This window comes from Arthrobacter silviterrae, from assembly GCF_011045165.1.
Taxonomy (GTDB): Bacteria; Actinomycetota; Actinomycetes; order Actinomycetales; family Micrococcaceae; genus Specibacter; species Specibacter silviterrae.
Genome location: NZ_JAAKZI010000001.1, coordinates 1 through 20,155, shown reverse-complemented (window position 1 = coordinate 20,155; position 20,155 = coordinate 1). Strand labels below are relative to the sequence as shown.

The window sequence follows — 20,155 nt, the reverse complement described above, 5'->3', positions numbered from 1 at the left end:
AAGGGACGCTGGCCGGCAGGCCGGGGCTTTTGAGCGGCACCGGGAACGCTGTCCAAGCTGCCTCGTACTGGCGCAAATACGTGGCAAATATCGTCTCGAGTTCAACGGCTGTACCGGGGCAGGGGAGCCCTGCGCCGTTCCTTAAATGAAAACCTGCCGTTGAGAAAACGGTCGTAATAGGCCTGTTCGATCTCGAACCGTTGCTGGGCGAGAATGGGATCCCCACCATCGTCCAATTGGTGGCGAGGAGGAGGCGAGCAGTCCATGACGAGCCCGGCACTGCAGGAATGGCCGCCAAGCCACAGCGGGTACCGCCGTTCCGAAGTGTCCGCCGTGGTGGGTTGGGGCGATGCGGCCTGGGAACGCGTAGCCAGGGACGTGCTGCGCTGGAAGGTGAAAACGGCCAGCGGGTTTACCGTGGACCAGCCCGGCAGGGTGTCACCGGGTGACCGTGTGGCTGTCACGGCGCACTTCCTCGGCATGCATGTTGTGGAACCAGTGGAGGTTGCGGAGGTCGTAGACGAACCGCACTGTGCCGGCTTCTCCTACGGGACCCTTCCGGGCCACCCCGTCAGCGGGGAGGAAGCCTTTATAGTGCACCGCCATGGCGGCGAGGTGCGCCTGACCATTCGATCCCTCACCAGGGCCGCGCCGCAACAACCCTGGCGGGCGCTGTTCCCGGTGCTGCTAATAGTGCAAAGGATAGTGCGAAGGCATTATGTGAGGGCCCTTTGCGACTGAGGGCTCTGCTCGACTGAGGGCTCAGCGCTGCACGGGCTTGCCGTGGCCGGGACAAAACCACGTGGCGTTCAGGTTTTGAAGGACCGCCGTCGAAGCCAGTGCTTGGGCCTTGTCCGTGATCAGCAGCCGGGGAAATTGCTTCAAGGTGCCGTCGGCGCGGACCATGGCGGCGTCGCCTGAGAACACCGTCTGGTTCCAGACCAGGGAAAAGTGCCCGGGTGTGTGCCCCGGGGTCGGCAATGCAGTGATTTCCGGTGGGAAATCCGCGGACTCGCCCAGAAAGTTCACCGTTTCCGGCAACTTCGGCCGCCCTACCGATGACATGACCCGGCGCGCGAGAGTTCCCGAGGACCGGGTCCCGGCCAGGATTTCCGAGTCCGCCTTTCCTATCCACACGCGCGCCCCGGCAGCTGCAGCGACTGCCCGGGCCGCGCCGGCATGGTCGACGTCGTAGTGCGTCAGCAGTATGTGCCTGACTGCGCCGGCAAAGCCGGCCTCCGCCAATTCTGAAATGACGGCCCGCGCGCCCGACTTCATGCCGGGATCGACCACGGCGAACCCGTCTCCCAGCGGGATCACATAGCCGTTGGCGCCGCGGGACCTGTTCAATTTGAATGCTCCGTTGGGAAGTTCGTGCATGGCCGGTGTCCTCAGTTCTCGGGTGGCAGGAAGCGGATCCGCCGGGTTGCAAGGTCCGCGCCCGTTCTAGGGAAAGGTTACCCGCCATGACAGGCGCAGGCTGGGCAGATGGGCGGCCGGACAGCTCAGGACCAGTGGCAGCGTCGAAGTGGTCGGCGTCGTCGGGCTGGCAGTCGCCGTGGGCTGGTTCCTTTTCCTCCGAGCCTGACGAAGCCCCCGGCCAATCCGTGGCCGGGGGCTTCGTGCTGCCGGGTTGGCTGCTGCGGAAGGAGCAACTACGGCACCAGGATGACCTTGCCGGTGGTCTTGCGTCCCTGCAGCGCGGAGTGCGCCGCGCCGGCTTCCGCCAGCGGGAACCGTGCGCCGATGCGGGCCGTGAGCCTGCCCTCGGCGACGGCGTTGAACACCTCCGTGGCCCGCCAGCGGCGCTCCTGGGGGTTGAGCAGGTAGCTGCCCAGCGTGGGCCGGGTGACAAACAGTGAGCCCCCCGTGTTGAGCCGCTGGAGGTCCAACGGGGGCACCTGGCCGGAGGCCCCGCCAAACAGCACCAGCATTCCCCTGGTGCGCAGCGACGCAAGGGAACCGTCGAACGTGTCTTTCCCAACGCCGTCGTACGCCACATCGACACCCACGCCATCGGTGAGCTCGCGCACCGCCGCGGCAAACCCTGAATACCGCAGCACCTCGTCGGCGCCGGCCACGCGCGAAAGCTCTTCCTTTTCATCCGTGGACACGGTGGTGATGACGCGGGCCCCGCGCTCCTTGAGCATCTGGGTCAGCAGCAGGCCCACACCGCCGGCGCCGGCATGCAGCAGCACGGTCTGGCCCGGCTCCACATGGTAGGTCGAGTTCATCAGGTAGTGCGCGGTCATCGCCTGCAGGGGCAGGGCGGCTGCAATGTCCAGCGGTACCGCGGAAGGCACGGGCAGCGCCTTGTCCTGGTCAACAATGGCGTACTCGGCGTAGCAGCCCCGGCCTTCTGCCGTGGCAATGTGGTCGCCCACGGCAAAATCCTCCACACCTTCACCGACGGCAACCACGGTCCCGGCCGCCTCGGAGCCAGGGGTAAAGGGGAACAGCACGGTGTAGGTGCCGTCGCGCTGATAGGTCTCAATGAAGTTCACCCCGACGGCGGCAACCTGGAACAGCAGCTGGCCCGGGCCGGGAGTGGGAACGGGAACCTCGCGCAGGCCCAGGACTTCGGGTCCGCCGGAGGCGTCTGCGACGATGGCACGGCACTGTTGGGTCATGGTGTTCTCCACTTCATCTTGGCTGCGTCTTGAGCTCTGCGAGCTGCGTACTTTCCCCGGGAGGCCAGGCACGCGCCCGCCGGTGACTCCATCATAGGTCCGCGCCGGAGACCGCTGGAGACAAAACATGGATAAATATCGACATGAATGCATAACTCTGCTGTATAGTCGACGTATGACGATTTCAGTTGCCGTTTCCGGCGCCAGCGGATATGCCGGGGGAGAAGTGCTCCGCCTGCTGGCCAGCCACCCGGATGTAACCATCGGGGCCATCACGGCCCACAGCAATGCCGGGACGCGCCTGGGCGAGCTCCAGCCGCACCTGCACTCACTGGCGGACCGCATCCTGGTGGACACCACCGTGGAGAACCTGGCCGGCCATGACGTGGTGTTCCTGGCGCTTCCGCACGGCAAGTCCGCCGCAGTGGCTGCACAGCTGCCCGCCGACACGCTGGTGATCGACGCCGGTGCGGACCACCGCCTGCAGGATGCTGCCGCCTGGGAGAAGTTTTACGGTTCCCCCCACGCCGGCACCTGGCCCTACGGTCTGCCCGAACTGCCCGGCACACGGGAAAAGCTGCGGGGTGCCAGGCGCATCGCCGTCCCCGGCTGCTACCCCACCAGCTCCCTGTTGGCCCTCCTGCCGGGATTCAGTTCCGGGGCGCTGCTGCCGGACGACGTGGTCATCGTTGCCGCCTCCGGCACATCCGGGGCGGGGAAGGCAGCCAAGATCAACCTGATCGGCGCCGAGGTCATGGGTTCCATGAACCCCTACGGCGTGGGCGGCGGACACCGCCACACGCCCGAAATCCAGCAGGGCCTCTCGAATGCCTCCGGCCTGGACGTCAAGGTGTCCTTCACACCCACGCTGGCGCCAATGAGCCGCGGAATCCTCACCACCGCCACCGCCAAGGTGGCCCCGGAATTTGCCGCGAGGCACGGCAGCGGCGCGGAGCTGGCATCGGCACTGCGCCAAGTCTGGGTTGACGCGTACGCGGACGAACACTTTGTCAATGTCCTCCCCGAGGGCCAGTGGCCGACCACCAAGTCAGTCCAGGGATCCAACTACGCTTCCCTGCAAGTCACCTACGATCCCAACGTCAACCGAGTGATTGCCTGCGCTGCCATCGACAACCTCACCAAGGGCACGGCAGGCGGCGCGGTACAGTCAATGAACATTGCCCTCGGCCTGGCGGAATCCACCGGCCTGTCCTTCCAAGGAGTAGCACCATGAGCGTGACATCTGCACAGGGATTCCGGGCCGCCGGCGTGACGGCCGGCCTGAAAAAGTCCGGCAACCCAGACCTGGCACTGGTGGTCAACGACGGCCCGCAGCGCAGCGCGGCCGCCGTCTTCACCACCAACCGGGTCGCTGCGGCGCCGGTCCACTGGTCGCGGCAAGTGGTGGGCGACGGCCGGGTTGACGCCGTGGTGCTCAACTCCGGCGGCGCCAACGCCTGCACCGGCCCCGAGGGCTTCCAAAACACCCACACCACCGCCGAAAAGGTGGCCGACGTGCTGGGCATTTCCGCCAGCGACGTGGCCGTCTGTTCCACCGGCCTCATCGGCGAGCAGCTCCCCATGGAGAAGATCCTGCCGGGCATTGAGGCTGTGGCTGCGGCCCTGGCGGCCGACGGCGGGGCTGCCGCCGCCTCAGCGATCATGACCACCGACACTGTCCCCAAGCAGGCGGCCTGGACATCCGCCCCCAATGCCGACGGGGCCACGTACACCATTGGCGGCATGGCCAAAGGGGCCGGCATGCTGGCCCCGGGCCTGGCAACCATGCTGGTGGTCATCACCACAGACGCCGAGGTGGAAGCCGAAGGGCTCGACGCCGCGCTCCGCGACGCCGTCCGCGTCACCTTTAACCGTGCCGACTCCGACGGTTGCATGTCCACCAACGACACAGTGATCCTCATGGGGTCCGGCGCGTCCACGGTGTTCCCCGACATGGACCAGTTCACAACCGGCCTGACCGAGGTGTGCGCCACCCTTGCGCGGGCACTGATTGCCGACGCCGAAGGCGCCAACCACGACATCGCCATCACCACCGTCAACGCGGACAGCGAACGCGACGCCGAGATTGTCTCCCGCGCCGTGGCCCGCTCCAACCTGTTCAAGTGCGCCATCTTCGGCAACGACCCCAACTGGGGCCGTGTGCTCTCCTCCGTGGGCACCACCGACGCCGTCTTTGACCCCAACGAGATCAACGTCAGCATCAACGGCGTCCAGATCTGCCGCAAGGGCGGGATCGGCGACTCCCGCGACCTCGTGGACCTGACAGCCCGCGAAGTCACCGTCGAGATCGACCTCCGGGCCGGTGACGCCTCCGCCACCATCTGGACCAACGACCTCACGCATGCGTATGTCGAAGAAAACAGCGCCTACTCCTCGTAGCACCACCCCGCTGTGGTTGGCTCCGGCGGCTGTCCGACATTTTCCGCCCGGCTATCCGACCGACGGCCGCGGGCGGCCTTACGGTCTCCTTTACGCCGGGCTACAAAAATGCCGGCCCAGCCGCCTGGCATTCACGGTCACCTTGGTTGCCGCAGGAGCCGGATGCGCTTCGACCATGGGGGCTCGGCCGCCAGTGAGCCTCCCGGCGGAGGAGCCGGGGTTTCCGTAGGCCGCGTAAAGGAGACCCCGCAGGCCGCCCGCGGCCGAGGAGTCGGATAGCGGCCGAGGGAATCCCGGTCCGCAGCCGGGAGGCGACCCCACGAACGCATTTGCACAAGTTAGGAACAGAAGATGAATTCGGTGGAAACCGCGCAGGTCAAGGCAGCGTCGCTGATTGAGGCGCTGCCGTGGATCCAGCAATTTGCCAACACCGTGGTGGTGGTGAAGTACGGCGGCAACGCCATGATCAATGACGAGCTGCGGCGGGCCTTTGCCGAAGACATCGTGTTCATGCACCATGTCGGCATCAAGCCGGTGGTGGTGCACGGCGGCGGGCCGCAGATCAACGCCATGCTCCAGCGCCTGGACATCAAGAGTGAATTCAAGGGCGGGCTGCGGGTGACCACCCCGGAAGCCATGGATGTGGTCCGCATGGTGCTTACAGGCCAGGTGGGCCGTGAGCTGGTGGGCCTGATCAACTCCCACGGAGCATACGCCGTTGGCCTGTCGGGCGAGGACGGGGCACTCCTGCAGGCGGAGCGAACGGGAACCGTGGTGGACGGGCTGCCCGTGGACCTGGGCCTGGTCGGCGAGGTGGTCGGCGTGAATCCAGGGGCCATCCTGGACCTGCTCGAAGCCGGCCGGATCCCCGTCATCTCCACGGTGGCACCCGAGGTGGGGGACGCATCCACCGTTCTGAACGTCAACGCGGACACGGCCGCCGCAGCCCTGGCCGTGGCACTGGAGGCGTCGCGCCTGGTCATCCTGACCGACGTCGAGGGCCTCTACGCGAACTGGCCGGACAAGTCATCCCTGCTTTCTTCCCTGAGCGCCAACGAACTGCGCGAGATGCTGCCGCAGCTTGAGTCCGGCATGATCCCCAAGATGGGTGCGTGCCTGGCCGCGGTCGACGGCGGCGTCTCGCGTGCCGCCGTCGTGGACGGGCGAAGTGCACACTCCATGCTCCTGGAGCTGATGACCGTGGACGGCAACGGCACCCAAATTTATCCTGACGAAGAGGACCACTCATGAACACCACATCCCCGGAAGCCATGCCTGCCAAGGCGGGCTCCGCCGAGCTGAGCGGGGCGAACGCCGCCGCGGTCACGGGAACAGGCACCAGCGCCCAGTGGCTGGCCCGCTACAGCGAATCACTCATGGGCGTGTTCGGCAGCCCGCAACGGGTGTTGGTGCGCGGCGCGGGATCCCTGGTGTGGGACGCCGACGGCAAGGAGTACCTTGACCTCCTCGGCGGGATCGCCGTCAACGCGCTGGGGCATGCGCACCCCTTCGTCACCTCCGTCATTTCCAGCCAGCTCGCCACTTTGGGCCACGTTTCCAATTTCTTCACCAGCCCCACCCAGATCGCGCTGGCGGAAAAGCTGCTGGAACTAAGCCATGCACCCTTGGGCTCCCGGGTGTTCTTTGCCAATTCCGGCACCGAGGCAAACGAGGCAGCCTTCAAGTTGGCCCGGCGCCACGGCAAGGCCAACAGCCCCGCGGGAGGGCCGGTCCGCGGCACCATCCTGGCCCTTGAAGGCGCCTTCCACGGTCGCAGCATGGGGGCCCTGGCGCTCACTGCCAAGCAGGCCTACCGTGAACCCTTTGAACCGATGCCCGCCGGAGTGCGCCACATCGCGTTCAATGACATCGATGCGCTGCGGGACGCCATGGATGAGACAGTTGCGGCACTGGTCCTTGAGCCCATTCAAGGCGAGGCCGGTGTACGTCCGCTGTCTGCCGAGTACCTCCAGGCTGCCCGCGAGCTCACCACCCGAGCTGGTGCCCTGCTGATCGTCGACGAGGTCCAGACGGGCATTGGCCGCACCGGCGCCTGGTTTGCGGGCATTGCCGCCGGCATCACCCCTGACGCGATGACCCTGGCGAAGGGCCTTGGCGGCGGCTTCCCCATCGGGGCCATGGTCACCTTCGGCGAGGCGCCGTCCCAACTGCTCCACGCCGGCCAGCACGGCACCACCTTTGGCGGGAACCCCGTGGCCACTGCCGCGGCCCTCGCCACCTTGCACGTGCTGGAGTCCCAGGGCGTGCTGGCCAACGTCCGCGCCATCAGCCAGCTGCTGGCCGAAGGCCTTGCCAAGACCGGCGGCGTCACGGAGGTCCGCGCCCACGGCCTGCTGGTGGGCTTCGACCTGGCCGAGCCGGTGGCCCACGGCGTGGTGGCTGCAGGACTGGAGGCGGGGTTCATTGTCAACGCCCCCGGCCCCAGCACCATCCGCCTCGCACCACCGCTGAACCTGAGTGCCGACCACGCCAACTCATTTCTGGCGGCACTGCCGGCCCTGATCACAACCGCCATCGCGGCCCACGTTGCTGAAGGAGCATCCTGATGACCCGCCACTTCCTCGTTGACACGGACCTGAGCCCCGCCGAACAAGCCGAAGTCCTGGCCCTGGCGGCGGAGCTGAAGAAGTCCCCCTACTCGAAAAGCACCTTTGCAGGCGAGGGGGCCGGGCGGAAAACCGTGGCCGTCATTTTTGACAAGACCTCCACCCGCACGCGCGTATCGTTTGCCACCGGCATCGCGGACCTGGGCGGAAACGCACTGGTCATCAATCCGGGCGAGGCACAGATCGGCCACAAGGAATCAGTCTCAGACACCGCCAAGGTGCTCGAGCGCATGGTTTCCACCATCGTGTGGCGCACCTACGGGCAGGCAGGGCTCGAGGAGATGGCCGCCAACTCCAGCGTGCCCGTCATCAACGCGCTTTCCGACGACTACCACCCCTGCCAGCTGCTGGCCGACCTGCTGACCATTCAGGAGCACAAGGGGGAACTGGCCGGGCTGACCATGACCTACATGGGGGACAGCGCCAACAACATGGCCAACTCCTACCTGCTGGCCGGCGTCACCGCGGGAATGCATGTTCGCATCACCGGTCCGGACGGCTATCTGCCCGCAGCCGCCGTGGTCGCCGCAGCCGAGGACCGGGCCGCCCTCACAGGGGGTTCCGTGCTCGTCACCACCGACGCCGACGCCGCCGTGCTGGGGGCCGACGTCCTGGTCACCGACACTTGGGTTTCCATGGGCCAGGAGGAGGAAAAGGAGCAGCGCCTGGAGCTTTTCAGGAATTACGCGCTCGACGACGAGGCCCTCGCCAAGGCGGACAAGGACGCCGTGGTGCTCCACTGCCTGCCTGCCTACCGGGGCTACGAAATTTCCGCCTCCGTCATCGACGGGCCGCAGTCCGTGGTCTGGGATGAAGCCGAGAACCGGCTGCACGCCCAAAAGGCGCTGATGGTGTGGCTCGTGGAAAAGTCTGCTGCCGGGAATGCCGGGAATGCCGGGAATTCGGCGACGGCGGCCGGCGCCTGACCATGTCCAAGAATCCAGGGGCATCAATCCCCACCACCAAGACGGCACGGCAGGCACGCGTGACGGCACTGTTGACCAGCCGTGCCGTGCGCTCCCAGGCGGAGCTGGCCACGCTGCTGGCCGACGACGGCCTGGTGGTGGGGCAGGCCACACTGTCCCGGGACCTGGTGGAATTGCGGGCCGTGCGCGTCCGCGGTGAAGACGGCGGGCTCATCTACGCCGTGCCCCGGGAAGGCGGGGATCGCAGCGTGCACTCCGTGTCGTCCCAGGAACTGCTGGATACCCGCCTGGTGCGCCTGTGCGGGGAACTGCTGGTCACCGCGGAGGCGTCCGGAAACATCGTGGTGTTGCGCACCCCGCCCGGCGCTGCGAACTTCCTGGCCTTGGCCATCGACCATTCGGTCATGCCCAGCATCCTGGGCACCTTAGCCGGCGACGACACGGTCATGATCATTACCCGTGATTCCCTGGGCGGGGCGGCGGTGGCCGAGCGTTTCCTGCAGTTTGCCGCCGAATCCGGCGCCGGCGGATAATCACCTTTCAAACCACATAACCTAGAGCTAACAAACCCCTTTCCACCCGTGCTGCATTGGCCGGGGGAAACAGCACATGAGGAGAAAAGAACGTGACTGACCGCATTGTATTGGCCTACTCCGGTGGCCTTGACACTTCCGTAGCCATCGGCTGGATCGGTGAAGCTACCGGCGCCGAGGTCATTGCCGTGGCGGTTGACGTTGGACAAGGCGGGGAATCGCTGGAGGATGTCCGCCAGCGCGCGCTGGCCTGCGGCGCCGTCGAAGCCTACGTGGCCGATGCCCGGGACGAGTTTGCCAACGACTACGCCATGCCAACCTTGAAGGCGAACGCCCTCTACCAGGGCCATTACCCGCTGGTTTCGGCCATCTCCCGCCCCGTGATCGTCAAGCACCTGGTGAAGGCCGCCCGCGAATTTGGCGCCACCACCGTGGCCCACGGCTGCACGGGCAAGGGCAACGACCAGGTCCGCTTTGAGGTCGGCATCCAGACCCTCGGCCCGGACCTGAAGTGCATCGCCCCCGTTCGCGACCTGGCCCTGACCCGGGACAAGGCCATCGCCTTCGCCGAGGACAAGGGCCTGCCGATCGAGACCACCAAAAAGAACCCGTACTCCATTGACCAGAACGTCTGGGGCCGTGCCGTCGAAACCGGCTACCTTGAAGACATCTGGAACGCCCCCACCAAGGACATCTACGACTACACGGCCACCCCGGAGTTCCCGCCGGCTCCGGACGAGGTCATCATCTCCTTCAAGCAGGGGGTCCCCGTCGCCATCGACGGCCACGCCGTGACCCCCCTGCAGGCCATCCAGGAGCTGAACCGCCGCGCGGGCGCCCAGGGTGTCGGCCGCATCGACGTCGTCGAGGACCGCCTGGTTGGCATCAAGAGCCGCGAGATCTACGAGGCCCCCGGGGCCATGGCGCTGATTACCGCCCACAAGCACCTCGAGGACATCACCATCGAGCGCGAGCAGGCCCGCTTCAAGGCAACCGTGGGACAGCGCTGGTCTGAACTGGTCTATGACGGCCAGTGGTTCTCCCCGCTCAAGCGCTCCCTGGACGCCTTCATCGAAGACACCCAGAAGTACGTTTCCGGCGACATCCGGATGACTCTCCACGGCGGTGCGGCCATCGTGAACGGCCGCCGCTCCGAGACCTCGCTGTACGACTTTGACCTGGCCACCTATGACACCGGCGACACGTTCGACCAGTCCCAGGCCAAGGGCTTCATTGAGCTGTGGGGCATGTCCTCCAAGGTGGCCTCCACCCGCGACCAGCGCCTCGCAGGCAGCTAACCATGACCCACGGTACCAACGAGGGCGCGCTCTGGGGCGGGCGCTTCCAGGGCGCGCCTGCAGACGCCCTCGCCGCGCTGAGCAAGTCCACTCACTTTGACTGGCGCCTGGCGCTGTACGACATTGCCGGGTCAAAGGCGCACGCCCGCGTGCTCCACTCGGCCGGACTGCTCGACGACGGCGAACTGAAGGGCATGCTGGCCGCGCTGACGACACTGGAAGCGGACGTCAAGTCGGGTGCTTATGGCCCGGCCGAGACCGACGAGGATGTGCACGGCTCACTGGAACGCGGCCTGATTGAGCGCGCCGGCACGGCCTTGGGCGGCAAGCTGCGCGCAGGCCGCTCGCGCAACGACCAGATCGCCACACTGGGACGCATGTACCTCCGTGACCATGCCCGAATCGTTGCCCGCGGGGTGCTCTCCGTGGTTGACGCGCTGGTGGAGCAGGCCAAGGCGAACCATGGCGTGGCCATGCCGGGACGGACGCACCTGCAACATGCCCAGCCGGTCCTGCTCAGCCACCACCTGCTGGCCCACGCGTGGGCACTGCTGCGCGATGTGCAGCGCCTGGTGGACTGGGACAAGCGCGCAGCGGTTTCGCCCTACGGCTCCGGGGCCCTGGCAGGCTCCTCGCTGGGGCTGGACCCCAACGCCGTGGCCGCAGACCTGGGCTTTGACTCGGCCGTGTGGAACTCGATTGACGGCACGGCCTCCCGTGACGTCTTCGCTGAGTTCGCCTGGGTGTCCGCCATGATCGGAGTGGACTTGTCCCGCGTGTCCGAAGAAGTCATCCTGTGGGCCACGAAGGAGTTTTCCTTCGTCAAGCTCCATGATTCCTACTCCACAGGCTCATCGATCATGCCGCAGAAGAAGAACCCCGACGTGGCTGAACTGGCCCGTGGCAAGGCCGGGCGCCTCATTGGCGACCTGACTGGGTTGCTGGCTACGCTGAAGGGCCTGCCGCTGGCGTACAACAGGGATCTCCAGGAGGACAAGGAGCCCGTCTTTGACGCCGCCGACACCCTGGAACTGCTTCTCCCTGCTGTTTCCGGCATGATCGCGACGCTGGTGTTCAACACTGACCGCATGGAGTCACTGGCACCTCAGGGCTTTGCCCTGGCCACGGACATTGCCGAATGGCTGGTCCGCCAGGGCGTGCCGTTCCGCGACGCCCACGAGCTCTCCGGCGCGGCCGTCAAGGTTGCCGAGGGCCGCGGCGTGGAGCTGTGGGACCTCAGCGATGAGGAATATGCAGGCATATCAGAGCACCTGACGCCGGAGGTGCGCAGCGTCCTGACCACCAACGGATCGTTGAACAGCCGCAACGCCCAAGGCGGTACGGCTCCCTCTGCCGTGCTGGAGCAACTTGCCGCCCTTGAGGGGCAGCTGGGCGAGGTGCGAGCCTTCGCCGGCTGACCGGCGTCGTGCCTGAATGGTGAAAATGCCCCCGCCCGCCCAGGGTGGGGGCATTTTTGTCCCCTCGGCCGCTATCGCACAGCGCCCTCCCGCCGCTCGCACGTCCCCAGCCGCTCCCACGCCTCGCAAGCTCGGCGCGGGTCCCTCGCGGCTGTGGGCCCCCGCAGCGGGCCCCTCGGCCGCTATGCTTGGGCCATGACTGAGATTTCAACTGAACAGCTGATGGACCGCCTCGGTGCTGCGGCGGACGCGCTGAGCCGGAAAGTGGCCACCATGGGCGACGACGACATCCGCACCGCCACCGAACTGCCCGGCTGGACCCGCGGGCACGTCCTGGCACATGTGAGCAATGTGGCCGGTGCCGTGGGCCGCCAAGCCGAATACGCCCTGCGCGGGGAAACCATTGAGTTTTACGACGGCGGCCAGGGCGGGCGGACGCAGGCCATTGAAATGGCGGCCGGCCACTCTGCGGCCGAACACAAGGCCAACCTCGAAGCCGGGCTGCAGCGTGTGCTTCCCGTGCTGGCCGGGCTGTCCGACGAGCAGTGGAAGCTGCCGATCAGCTACCGTGACGGTGACATTTATGGTGGCGGCCTGGCGCTGTGGCGCGAACTCGTGATCCACCTGGCCGACCTCAACGTGGGCCGCGGCCCGGAAACCTGGTCCAAGGAATTTTGCCTGTACCTGATCAGCTTTCTCGCGGACCGGGTACCCGCTGACACCCGCCTGAAGCTGCTGCCGCTGGGACTTGAGCCCATGACGCTGGGCGTCGGCGAAAACACCGTTTCCGTCCAGGGCATGTTGACCGACATGGCCGCCTGGCTTGCGGGGCGCACACCCACCATGGGCAGCCTGCGCGCTGAGGCGGCGGCGGACTCCGTGGAACTGCCCACACTGCTGCCCTGGCCGTCGGCGCTACCAAAGTAGCCGCCCTTGGGGGCCTGTGACTGTTATTGCCCGTGCCCCTATTTCTCCCCGGAAACCCGCCAGAAATGCAAGGTGGCGTAGGAGCGCCAAGGCCGCAGTGGTTCTGCCATCCTGGCCAACACAGGTGACTTGATGGTGCGGGCCTGGGCCAAGGTGTCTCCCCGAAGAACCCCATAGCCATTGCGCACGGCGGCATCCGTGGGCAGGAACACATCACTGTTGGCCAGCACCCGCATGCTGACGTAGCCCACCGTCCACGGGCCAATCCCCGGAAGCGGCAACAGTTTTTCGGCCAGCGTTTCTGGTGTGTCAGAGGCATCGATGCGCAAGCCGCCGCCGGCCAGCATGCCTGCAACGGCAAGGATGCTGTCGATCCGCCGCTGGGGCCCCCGCAGTATGAGGCGCCCGCCCATGGCGAGCTGTGCCGGCGTCGGAAAGAAACGGGTCAGGGTCCCCTGGGGGAGCCGGCTGGATGTGCCGAGAACTGCCAGCTGCCGCAGTGCCGTGGTCGCAGCAGCCACTGTGATTTGCTGGCCCACCATGGCCCGGAGCAGGATTTCCGCGGGGTCAACACAACCGGGCAGCCGGATGCCCGGCAGCTTGGCAATCCGCTCCGCAAGCAGGGGATCTTTCGCCAGGGCAGCGTCAGCGGCGGCCGGATCATGGTCCAGGTTGAACAAATGGCGCACGCGCGACACCAGGGCCGGCACGTCCGCAACATCCTCCACCTCGTGCTCGAGCAGCAACCGCGAACCGTCCCACACCAGCTTGAACCACCCATGGCCGCCAGGGAGGGACAATGTCCGGGCATAGCTGGTGGACGTTGCTTCCTCGACACCAGCCACGGCGCGGGCTGACAAAAAATCAAAGATGCCGGGCTCAAAGGGGGGACGGAATTCCAAAGCAACTGCCATGTCATCATCCTGCCATGCGTGCGCGCGGCCGGATGGTTGCCCGAACGCCACCCCTCACCTAGTCTGGCTGCATGGCTGACATCATGGACATTCTTCTCAGCACCACCCGACTGGTCACGACAACCCAACTCAACCATCAGGAGGCCACCACAGTGGTTCTCCACCAGGAACTCTCCTCACCTGCGCACGACGTCTGGGCTGCATGCACCGAGCCCGGGCGCATTCAAGAGTGGTTCCTGCCCATTTCGGGGGACCTCGCCATTGGCGGGCACTACTCACTGGAGGGCAACGCCTCGGGCGAAGTGCTGGAATGCAATCCCGGTCGGAGCTTCCGCGTTTCGTGGGTTATGGGTGCCGGCCCCGACTCCGAGCTTGTCTTCACGGTGACGCCCACCAATACCGACCATGCCCTGGTGGAGTTGCGGCACACGGCCACGGTTGATCCCGACTTGATGGGCACCTACGGGCCGGGAGCCGTTGGCGTGGGGTGGGATGCCACCTTGCTGGGCCTTTACCAGTACTTGCGGGGCATCCCCACCGGCCCGTCGAACCCGCTGCCAACCCATGCCATGCAATCTTTCTTTGAGGCCAGCAGCGACGCCTGGGCCACTGCGGCAATTGCCCATGGTGCCGAGGCGGACGGTGCCCGTGCCGCGGCTGTCCGCACCACTGCCTTCTACACCGGAACGGACAGCTCCGGCGCGTCCTGAGGTCCGTGGTCCCGGCCCATCGGCACAAAAAACGCCGGCTCGAAGTTGCAGCTGACAGTCCTGCTAACGTGGAAATATGGCCTCGTCAATTGACATATTGGAACTTTTGCAGCGTCCTGCCACGGAAGTGGCCCCATTCCTGCTGGGCGCACTGGTGAGGCATGAAAGTCCGGAAGGTCCCGTCGTCGTACGCCTGACGGAGGTGGAGGCCTACCTGGGACCCAAAGATTCACAGGATCCGGATCCCGGCGCCCACACCTACAGGGGGAAGACCGAGCGCAATTCCGTCATGTTCGGTCCGCCCGGCCACCTGTACGTCTATTTCAGCTACGGCATGCACTTCAGTGCCAACCTGGTGTGCCGGCCGGAAGGGACGTCGTCCGGATGCCTCATGAGGGCGGGGGAGATCGTGGAGGGGCTTGATTTGGCACGCCTGCGCCGCCCCACCGCCAAACGCGACAGCGAACTGGCGCAAGGACCGGCCAGGCTGGCCAAGGCGATGGGCTTCGGCCGCGAGCACAACGGCATCGCCGCGCTGGGCGGGGAAGTGACGGTGACCCTGCCTGAAAGGCCGGCGACGGCGGTCATGGCCGGCCCGCGGGTTGGCATCAGCGGGGCGGGTGGCACCGAAGAGTACCCCTGGCGGTTCTGGATTGGCGGGGACCCCACGGTGTCAAAGTTCAAGCCGGGAGTGGTGCGCCCCCCGCGTCGGCGCGCACCAGCTGTTCAGAAAACTCAATAATCTCCGTCACCTCCGGCAGCAGGTCTGCCGGGGTGAGGCGCTGGACCAGGGAGGACCGGGACTGGGGCCATTCGTGCTCCAGGATGGAGTACAGTCCGGTGTCCACGCGGGTCCCGTCATGCCCGCGGCGGTAGCCGCGCAGCACGCCCTCAAACGTGGCGCCGAGCTTGACGATGGCGGCTGCGCTGCGTGAATTGCGCATGTCGCAGCGCAGGGTCACCCGGTGCACCAGGAGTTCCTCGAAGGCAAATCCCAAAAGCGCTAATTTCGAGGCGGCATTGACGTTGCGGCCCCAATAGTTTCGGCCAAAAAATGTCATGCCAAGTTCCACCCGAGACTGCTCCGGCACGTAGTCGTACAGGCTGGTGGTGCCGGCAACTGTGCCGGTTTCCTCATCGATCACGGCAAAGGCAATGATCGCCGGATCGGCGATGCGTGAGGCGAACAAGCGGTCCAGGGCACGTTTGGAGGACGGCTGTTCCGAGGCCATGCCGGCCCACATGTCAGCATCGATGTAGGGGAACAGATCTGCCGCGTGGCGACGCCTCAGCGGCACAAGCCGGACACCATGCCCGGGGAGTGAAATGTTGTGTTGCACGGAGAATATATAAGCACCTTTTTGGGCCAAGGAAAACCCCACTTTTGGCAGTGGGTGGCGTGGAGGGCTGGAAGACACTTTGGGCACCCCGCCAGGGCGTGTCCAGGGGCGTTCCGCGACCCTCGAAATTCCGCCAGTTTCCGCGGTTTATGGCCGGTATGGGGCTGCCCTCCCCGGCCACCCGTCCGGACGAACTGTTTTCAAAGAATTCACCTCCGTTCTTGCCGGCTGAACGGCACTGCGCGGGGAAGGCAATTCACGCGTGCCGCCCGGCGCCGGGATGCGGGATGGCGAAGCCGCCACCGGTGGCACACTGGAAGCCGGGACGGGCACTTTTGGTTGGTCCCTTGTGGCGTGCCCGGACCCCTTGCCCGACTGGCGGGTATAGAATAGACGGTCCGCCTTTTGGTGGTTCGCCTTATGTAACAGGAGCCTTTGCATGTATGACGCCGAGCTGGCCAATGAACGTTCCTACGTTGAGGGCCTGTACGCCCGCCTGGATGAACTTCGCGCTGAGAAAATCGAGCAACTCGGGGAGGTTCGCCGGACCAAGTCCATGGGCACGCACCAGAACCGTTCCGAGCGGGACGCCTTTGCCTCGCTGTACGAGAACCGCCTGGCGCAACTGAACGCCGTGGACGACAAACTGGCGTTTGGCCGCCTGGACCTGGACTCCGGGGAGCTTCGCTACATTGGCCGGATCGGCTTGTCCACGGATGACCTCCGCCAGCTGATGGTGGACTGGCGGGCCCCGGAGGCCGGCACCTTTTACCAGGCCACGGCCTTTGAACGGTTGGGCGTCCGGCGCCGGCGCCACCTGATCCTGCAAGGGCGCACCGTGAAGTCCATCGAGGATGACGTCCTGGACCACACCATGCTGGTGGACGGCGAACACCTCCAAGGGGAGGGGGCGCTCCTTGCCGCGCTCAATTCCAAGCGCACCGGGCGCATGAGCGACATCGTCGGCACAATTCAGGCCGAACAGGACCGCATCATCCGCTCGCCATTGAGCGGCGCGCTGGTGGTCCAGGGCGGCCCCGGCACCGGCAAGACCGCCGTGGCGCTGCACCGGGCCGCCTACCTGCTGTACACCCACCGCGAACGCCTCCAATCGGCCGGCGTGCTCCTGGTGGGGCCGTCCAGCGCTTTCATGAAGTACATCGAGCGCGTGCTGCCGTCCCTCGGCGAGACCGGCGTCGTGATGGCCAGTGTGGGGCACCTCCTGCCCGGCATCAGCGCCACGGCCGTCGAATCACCGGAGGCGGCCCGCCTCAAGGGCAGGATCGACATGGCCCAGGTGATGGCCAACGCCGTCGCCAACCGCCAGCGCCTGCCGCGCGGGGATGTCAGGCTCGACGTCGAAGGCACCCGGCTGGTGCTCACGGTCCGGCAGGTGCGCCGTGCCCGGGAGAAGGCCCGGGCCACGGGCAAGCCCCACAACGAGGCCCGGGTGACGTTCGTGAAGATCCTGCTGCGGGAGCTGACTGAACAGCTTCGCGAGCACATCGAGGCCAACGGCGCGGGCAACACTGCCGACAGGTCCTACCTGGCCGACGACGTGCGCGGCTCGCGTGATGTCCGCGTCATGCTAAATCTGTGCTGGATGCCCCTGAGCGCCCAGAAGCTGGTCAGCGACATGTTCAGCAAGCCGGAAATCCTGGCGGCGGTGGCACCGCAGTTCACCGATGCGGAGCGCGCCATGCTGCTGCGCCCCGCCGATGCTCCGTGGACCGAATCCGACGTCCCTCTCCTGGATGAAGCGGCGGAGCTGCTGGGCGAAATGGACGTCACGGGAGGCCGGGCCGAGGCTGCCCGGGAAGCCCAGCGCAACCGTGACCTTGCGAATGCGGAGAAGGCGATCTCCAACATGAACCAGCAGTTGGAGGACTCCGGCGTCGACGGGATTTTGACGGCGGAACAGCTCGCCGATTTCAACATTGTGGAGGGGGAGTCCCTGAGCAATGCGGAAAGGGCCCTCACCGACCGTACCTGGGCGTACGGGCACGTGGTGGTTGACGAGGCCCAGGAACTCTCGCCGATGCAGTGGCGCCTGCTGGTCCGCCGCTGCCCCGTCAAGTCGTTCACCATTGTGGGCGACATCGCCCAGACAAGCTCCGCCGCGGGCGCCTCTTCATGGCGCCAGGCGCTGGCCCCGTTCATGGGGGAGCGCTGGTCGCTTGAGGAACTGACCGTCAACTACCGCACCCCCACCCAGATAGCGGAGGCGGCGGTACGCATGGCCAATGCGGCCGGCCAGGTGGTCTCGGCACCCAAGGCAGTGCGCGACGGCGAATGGGAGCCTTTGGTGGACAAGGTCGCACCGGGCGCCCTGGTGCGCCGGGTGGTGGAGGTCATGGAGGAGGAAACAACCGCTGTTGCCGGCGGACTGGTTGCCGTGATTGCTCCTCCCGCCATGGTCCCGGAAACGGCCGCTGCACTGCGTGCCGTGTACGGCCACCGGGTGGGCCACGGCGCCGGTTCCGTGGAACAGGACATCGTGGTGCTGGACCCGCACGAGGCCAAGGGGCTCGAATTTGACGGAGTGGTGATTGTGGAACCGGCCGCGTTGCTGGCGGGGGCCGGCGGCCGGGTGGGGGACCTTTACGTTGCCATGACCCGCCCCACCCAGCGGCTGCGCCTCATCGCCTCCCAGCCACTCCCCGAAGGAATCGAGGCCTGAGGGCTGCCCTTGGCCCGCTGTCCGGGCCACAGCGGACCGCAACGGGCACGCAAAGCGGGGGAAACGGCGTCGTGCTGGTAATTTTGTGGTGTGTCTTTGCAAACTGAACTCCACGCCCCCGAGAACGATCCAAGCTTCGCCAATGTCTGGCAGGAGCTCAAGTGGCGGGGCCTGGTGCAGGTCTCCACCGACGAGGCAGCCCTGGAAGAGCTGCTGGCCGGCGAGCCAATCACTTATTACTGCGGCTTCGACCCCACCGCCCCCAGCCTGCACCTGGGCAACCTGGTCCAGCTGCTGACCATGCGCCGCATGCAGTTGGCCGGCCACAAGCCGCTGGGCCTGGTGGGGGGCTCCACCGGGCTGGTGGGGGACCCGCGCCCCACGGCGGAGCGCACCATGAACTCCAAGGAGACGGTTTCGGAGTGGGTTGGCTACCTTCAGGGCCAGGTGCAGCGCTTCCTGTCGTTCGAAGGCGACAACGCCGCCCGCATGGTCAACAACCTGGACTGGACGGCGCCCATGAGCGCCATCGACTTCCTGCGCGACATTGGAAAGTACTTTCGGGTCGGGACCATGATCAAGAAGGACATTGTGGCCTCGCGCCTGAACTCGGACGAGGGCATCAGCTACGCCGAGTTCAGCTACCAGATCCTGCAGGGCATGGATTTCCTGGAGCTCTTCCGCCAGTACGGCTGTGTGCTGCAGCAGGGCGGCTCCGACCAATGGGGCAACCTGACCAGCGGCACCGACCTGATCCGCAAGGTCGAGGGTGCCTCCGTCCATGCCCTGGGGACGCCGCTGATCACCAACTCCGACGGCACCAAGTTCGGCAAGAGCGAAGGCAATGCCATCTGGCTCGACGCCGCCATGTGCAGCCCCTTCGACATGTACCAGTTCTGGCTGAACACGGCCGACGACGACGTGGTGGACCGCCTGAAGGTGTTCACCTTCCTGTCCCGTGAGCAAATTGAGGCCATTGCTGTTTCCGTGGCCGAGAAGCCGCAGGCCCGTGAAGGCCAGCGGACTCTGGCGTTCCAGGTGACGTCGCTGGTGCATGGCGTGGATGCCACATTGAAGGTCATCGCGGCCTCCGGAGCCTTGTTTGGCCAGGGTGATCTCGCTGAATTGGATGAGGCCACGCTGGAGTCGGCAACAAGGGAACTGCCCCGCACCTCGGCACCGGCCTCCGGCGTTGGCATTGTTGAACTGCTGGTCGCTGCAGGACTCTCCAAGAGCAACTCCGACGCACGGCGCACGGTGGGGGAAGGCGGCGCCTACGTGAACAACACCAAGGTGGCCGATCTTGATGCCGTTCTTGGTGCCGGCGACGCCCTTCACGGCAAATACCTGTTGGTCCGCCGCGGCAAGCGCACCCTGGCGATGGTGGAGTTGACTGCCTGACACCGCCCAATGCCGGCCGTTCCCGGTGAACGCGCGTGTTCTGCCCGCCCCCGATTTGCATTGGGGGCGGGCAGCTGTGTATTGTCTTATCTGTTGCTTGCACAAGGTTGAGCCGCTTCGAAACGAAGCATTCGCTCCCAATTTGCAGGAAGCCAAACCAACAATTCCAAGTCCATATAGCCGTCCATTGATTCGGCCGTAAATACTTGAATAATTGGTTTGAGGAATTCGCCGAGTGACCAGCCACACACAATGTGGATTGGACAAAGTGAATTCCGATGAAATAAAGTATGAACATCGCAACGACGAAAACTAAATGAAATAAACATTTAGCAATTACTCGAATGCAGT

The 20,155-nt window shown here is 65.9% G+C and carries 18 protein-coding genes; 14 read left to right on the top strand and 4 right to left on the bottom strand.

Features of this window, described 5'->3' with window-relative positions:
* The first annotated feature begins 264 nt into the window (after positions 1 to 264).
* Positions 265 to 741 (top strand): DUF1990 family protein, encoded by a 477-nt coding sequence (locus G6N77_RS00090; protein WP_165179967.1) that lies wholly within the window; start codon positions 265 to 267, stop codon positions 739 to 741.
* Between the two features lie 21 nt (positions 742 to 762).
* Here the strand turns inward: G6N77_RS00090 and G6N77_RS00085 are convergent, their stop codons facing one another.
* Together G6N77_RS00085 and G6N77_RS00080 are read right to left on the bottom strand one after the other, a co-directional pair.
* Positions 763 to 1,380 carry an MBL fold metallo-hydrolase gene (locus tag G6N77_RS00085; RefSeq protein WP_165179965.1) on the bottom strand — a complete coding sequence of 206 codons (618 nt, stop codon included), beginning with the start codon at positions 1,378 to 1,380 and terminating at the stop codon, positions 763 to 765.
* 275 nt (positions 1,381 to 1,655) lie between these two features.
* Complete coding sequence (locus tag G6N77_RS00080; protein WP_165179963.1) at positions 1,656 to 2,630, bottom strand: quinone oxidoreductase family protein; 975 nt, start codon at positions 2,628 to 2,630, stop codon at positions 1,656 to 1,658.
* Positions 2,631 to 2,805: 175 nt separating this feature from the next.
* Here G6N77_RS00080 and argC point away from each other — a divergent pair, with 175 nt between their 5' ends.
* The 9 genes from argC (at position 2,806) to G6N77_RS00035 (ending at position 12,759) form a co-directional block, all read left to right on the top strand.
* A complete protein-coding gene (gene argC / locus G6N77_RS00075) occupies positions 2,806 to 3,864 on the top strand; it encodes an N-acetyl-gamma-glutamyl-phosphate reductase (protein ID WP_165179961.1) in 1,059 nt (352 codons plus the stop codon).
* Entirely contained in the window at positions 3,861 to 5,030 is a 1,170-nt protein-coding gene (argJ, locus tag G6N77_RS00070) for a bifunctional glutamate N-acetyltransferase/amino-acid acetyltransferase ArgJ (protein ID WP_165179959.1), read from the top strand. Before argC ends, argJ begins: the two co-directional genes overlap by 4 nt.
* Positions 5,031 to 5,381: 351 nt before the next feature.
* The gene (gene argB / locus G6N77_RS00065; protein ID WP_165179957.1) at positions 5,382 to 6,281 is read left to right on the top strand and encodes an acetylglutamate kinase; all 900 of its coding nucleotides are present in this window, start codon (positions 5,382 to 5,384) and stop codon (positions 6,279 to 6,281) included.
* Positions 6,278 to 7,597, top strand: coding sequence for an acetylornithine transaminase (locus G6N77_RS00060; RefSeq protein WP_165179955.1), 1,320 nt, complete (start codon positions 6,278 to 6,280; stop codon positions 7,595 to 7,597). Before argB ends, G6N77_RS00060 begins: the two co-directional genes overlap by 4 nt.
* On the top strand, positions 7,597 to 8,583 hold the full coding sequence (argF, locus tag G6N77_RS00055; RefSeq protein ID WP_165179953.1) for an ornithine carbamoyltransferase: 987 nt from the start codon (positions 7,597 to 7,599) through the stop codon (positions 8,581 to 8,583). Before G6N77_RS00060 ends, argF begins: the two co-directional genes overlap by 1 nt.
* A 2-nt stretch (positions 8,584 to 8,585) precedes the next feature.
* Entirely contained in the window at positions 8,586 to 9,116 is a 531-nt protein-coding gene (locus G6N77_RS00050) for an arginine repressor (protein ID WP_165179951.1), read from the top strand.
* Positions 9,117 to 9,208: 92 nt separating this feature from the next.
* Complete coding sequence (locus tag G6N77_RS00045) at positions 9,209 to 10,414, top strand: argininosuccinate synthase (protein ID WP_165179949.1); 1,206 nt, start codon at positions 9,209 to 9,211, stop codon at positions 10,412 to 10,414.
* Between the two features lie 2 nt (positions 10,415 to 10,416).
* Positions 10,417 to 11,832, top strand: a complete 1,416-nt coding sequence (gene argH / locus G6N77_RS00040; RefSeq protein WP_165179947.1) for an argininosuccinate lyase — start codon at positions 10,417 to 10,419, stop codon at positions 11,830 to 11,832.
* Between the two features lie 195 nt (positions 11,833 to 12,027).
* Positions 12,028 to 12,759: a maleylpyruvate isomerase family mycothiol-dependent enzyme gene (locus tag G6N77_RS00035; protein ID WP_165179945.1), complete on the top strand. Its 732-nt coding sequence runs from the start codon at positions 12,028 to 12,030 to the stop codon at positions 12,757 to 12,759.
* 38 nt (positions 12,760 to 12,797) lie between these two features.
* Here G6N77_RS00035 and G6N77_RS00030 read toward each other — a convergent pair whose 3' ends face one another.
* Positions 12,798 to 13,673 carry a DNA-3-methyladenine glycosylase family protein gene (locus G6N77_RS00030; RefSeq protein ID WP_165179943.1) on the bottom strand — a complete coding sequence of 292 codons (876 nt, stop codon included), beginning with the start codon at positions 13,671 to 13,673 and terminating at the stop codon, positions 12,798 to 12,800.
* A 71-nt stretch (positions 13,674 to 13,744) separates the two neighbouring features.
* Here G6N77_RS00030 and G6N77_RS00025 point away from each other — a divergent pair, with 71 nt between their 5' ends.
* Together G6N77_RS00025 and G6N77_RS00020 are read left to right on the top strand one after the other, a co-directional pair.
* A complete protein-coding gene (locus tag G6N77_RS00025) occupies positions 13,745 to 14,383 on the top strand; it encodes an SRPBCC domain-containing protein (RefSeq protein ID WP_165179941.1) in 639 nt (212 codons plus the stop codon).
* Positions 14,384 to 14,459: 76 nt separating this feature from the next.
* Positions 14,460 to 15,125: a DNA-3-methyladenine glycosylase gene (locus G6N77_RS00020; RefSeq protein WP_165179939.1), complete on the top strand. Its 666-nt coding sequence runs from the start codon at positions 14,460 to 14,462 to the stop codon at positions 15,123 to 15,125.
* On the opposite strand, the gene G6N77_RS00015 is transcribed toward G6N77_RS00020, so the two are convergent.
* The gene (locus tag G6N77_RS00015; protein ID WP_165179937.1) at positions 15,064 to 15,681 is read right to left on the bottom strand and encodes a GNAT family N-acetyltransferase; all 618 of its coding nucleotides are present in this window, start codon (positions 15,679 to 15,681) and stop codon (positions 15,064 to 15,066) included. The two genes, G6N77_RS00020 and G6N77_RS00015, sit on opposite strands and share 62 nt — an antisense overlap.
* Positions 15,682 to 16,162: 481 nt before the next feature.
* Between G6N77_RS00015 and G6N77_RS00010 the strand changes: the two genes are divergently transcribed.
* Together G6N77_RS00010 and tyrS are read left to right on the top strand one after the other, a co-directional pair.
* The gene (locus G6N77_RS00010) at positions 16,163 to 18,403 is read left to right on the top strand and encodes a HelD family protein (RefSeq protein ID WP_165179935.1); all 2,241 of its coding nucleotides are present in this window, start codon (positions 16,163 to 16,165) and stop codon (positions 18,401 to 18,403) included.
* 90 nt (positions 18,404 to 18,493) lie between these two features.
* Positions 18,494 to 19,804, top strand: a complete 1,311-nt coding sequence (tyrS, locus tag G6N77_RS00005; protein ID WP_165179933.1) for a tyrosine--tRNA ligase — start codon at positions 18,494 to 18,496, stop codon at positions 19,802 to 19,804.
* The last annotated feature ends 351 nt before the right edge of the window (positions 19,805 to 20,155 follow it).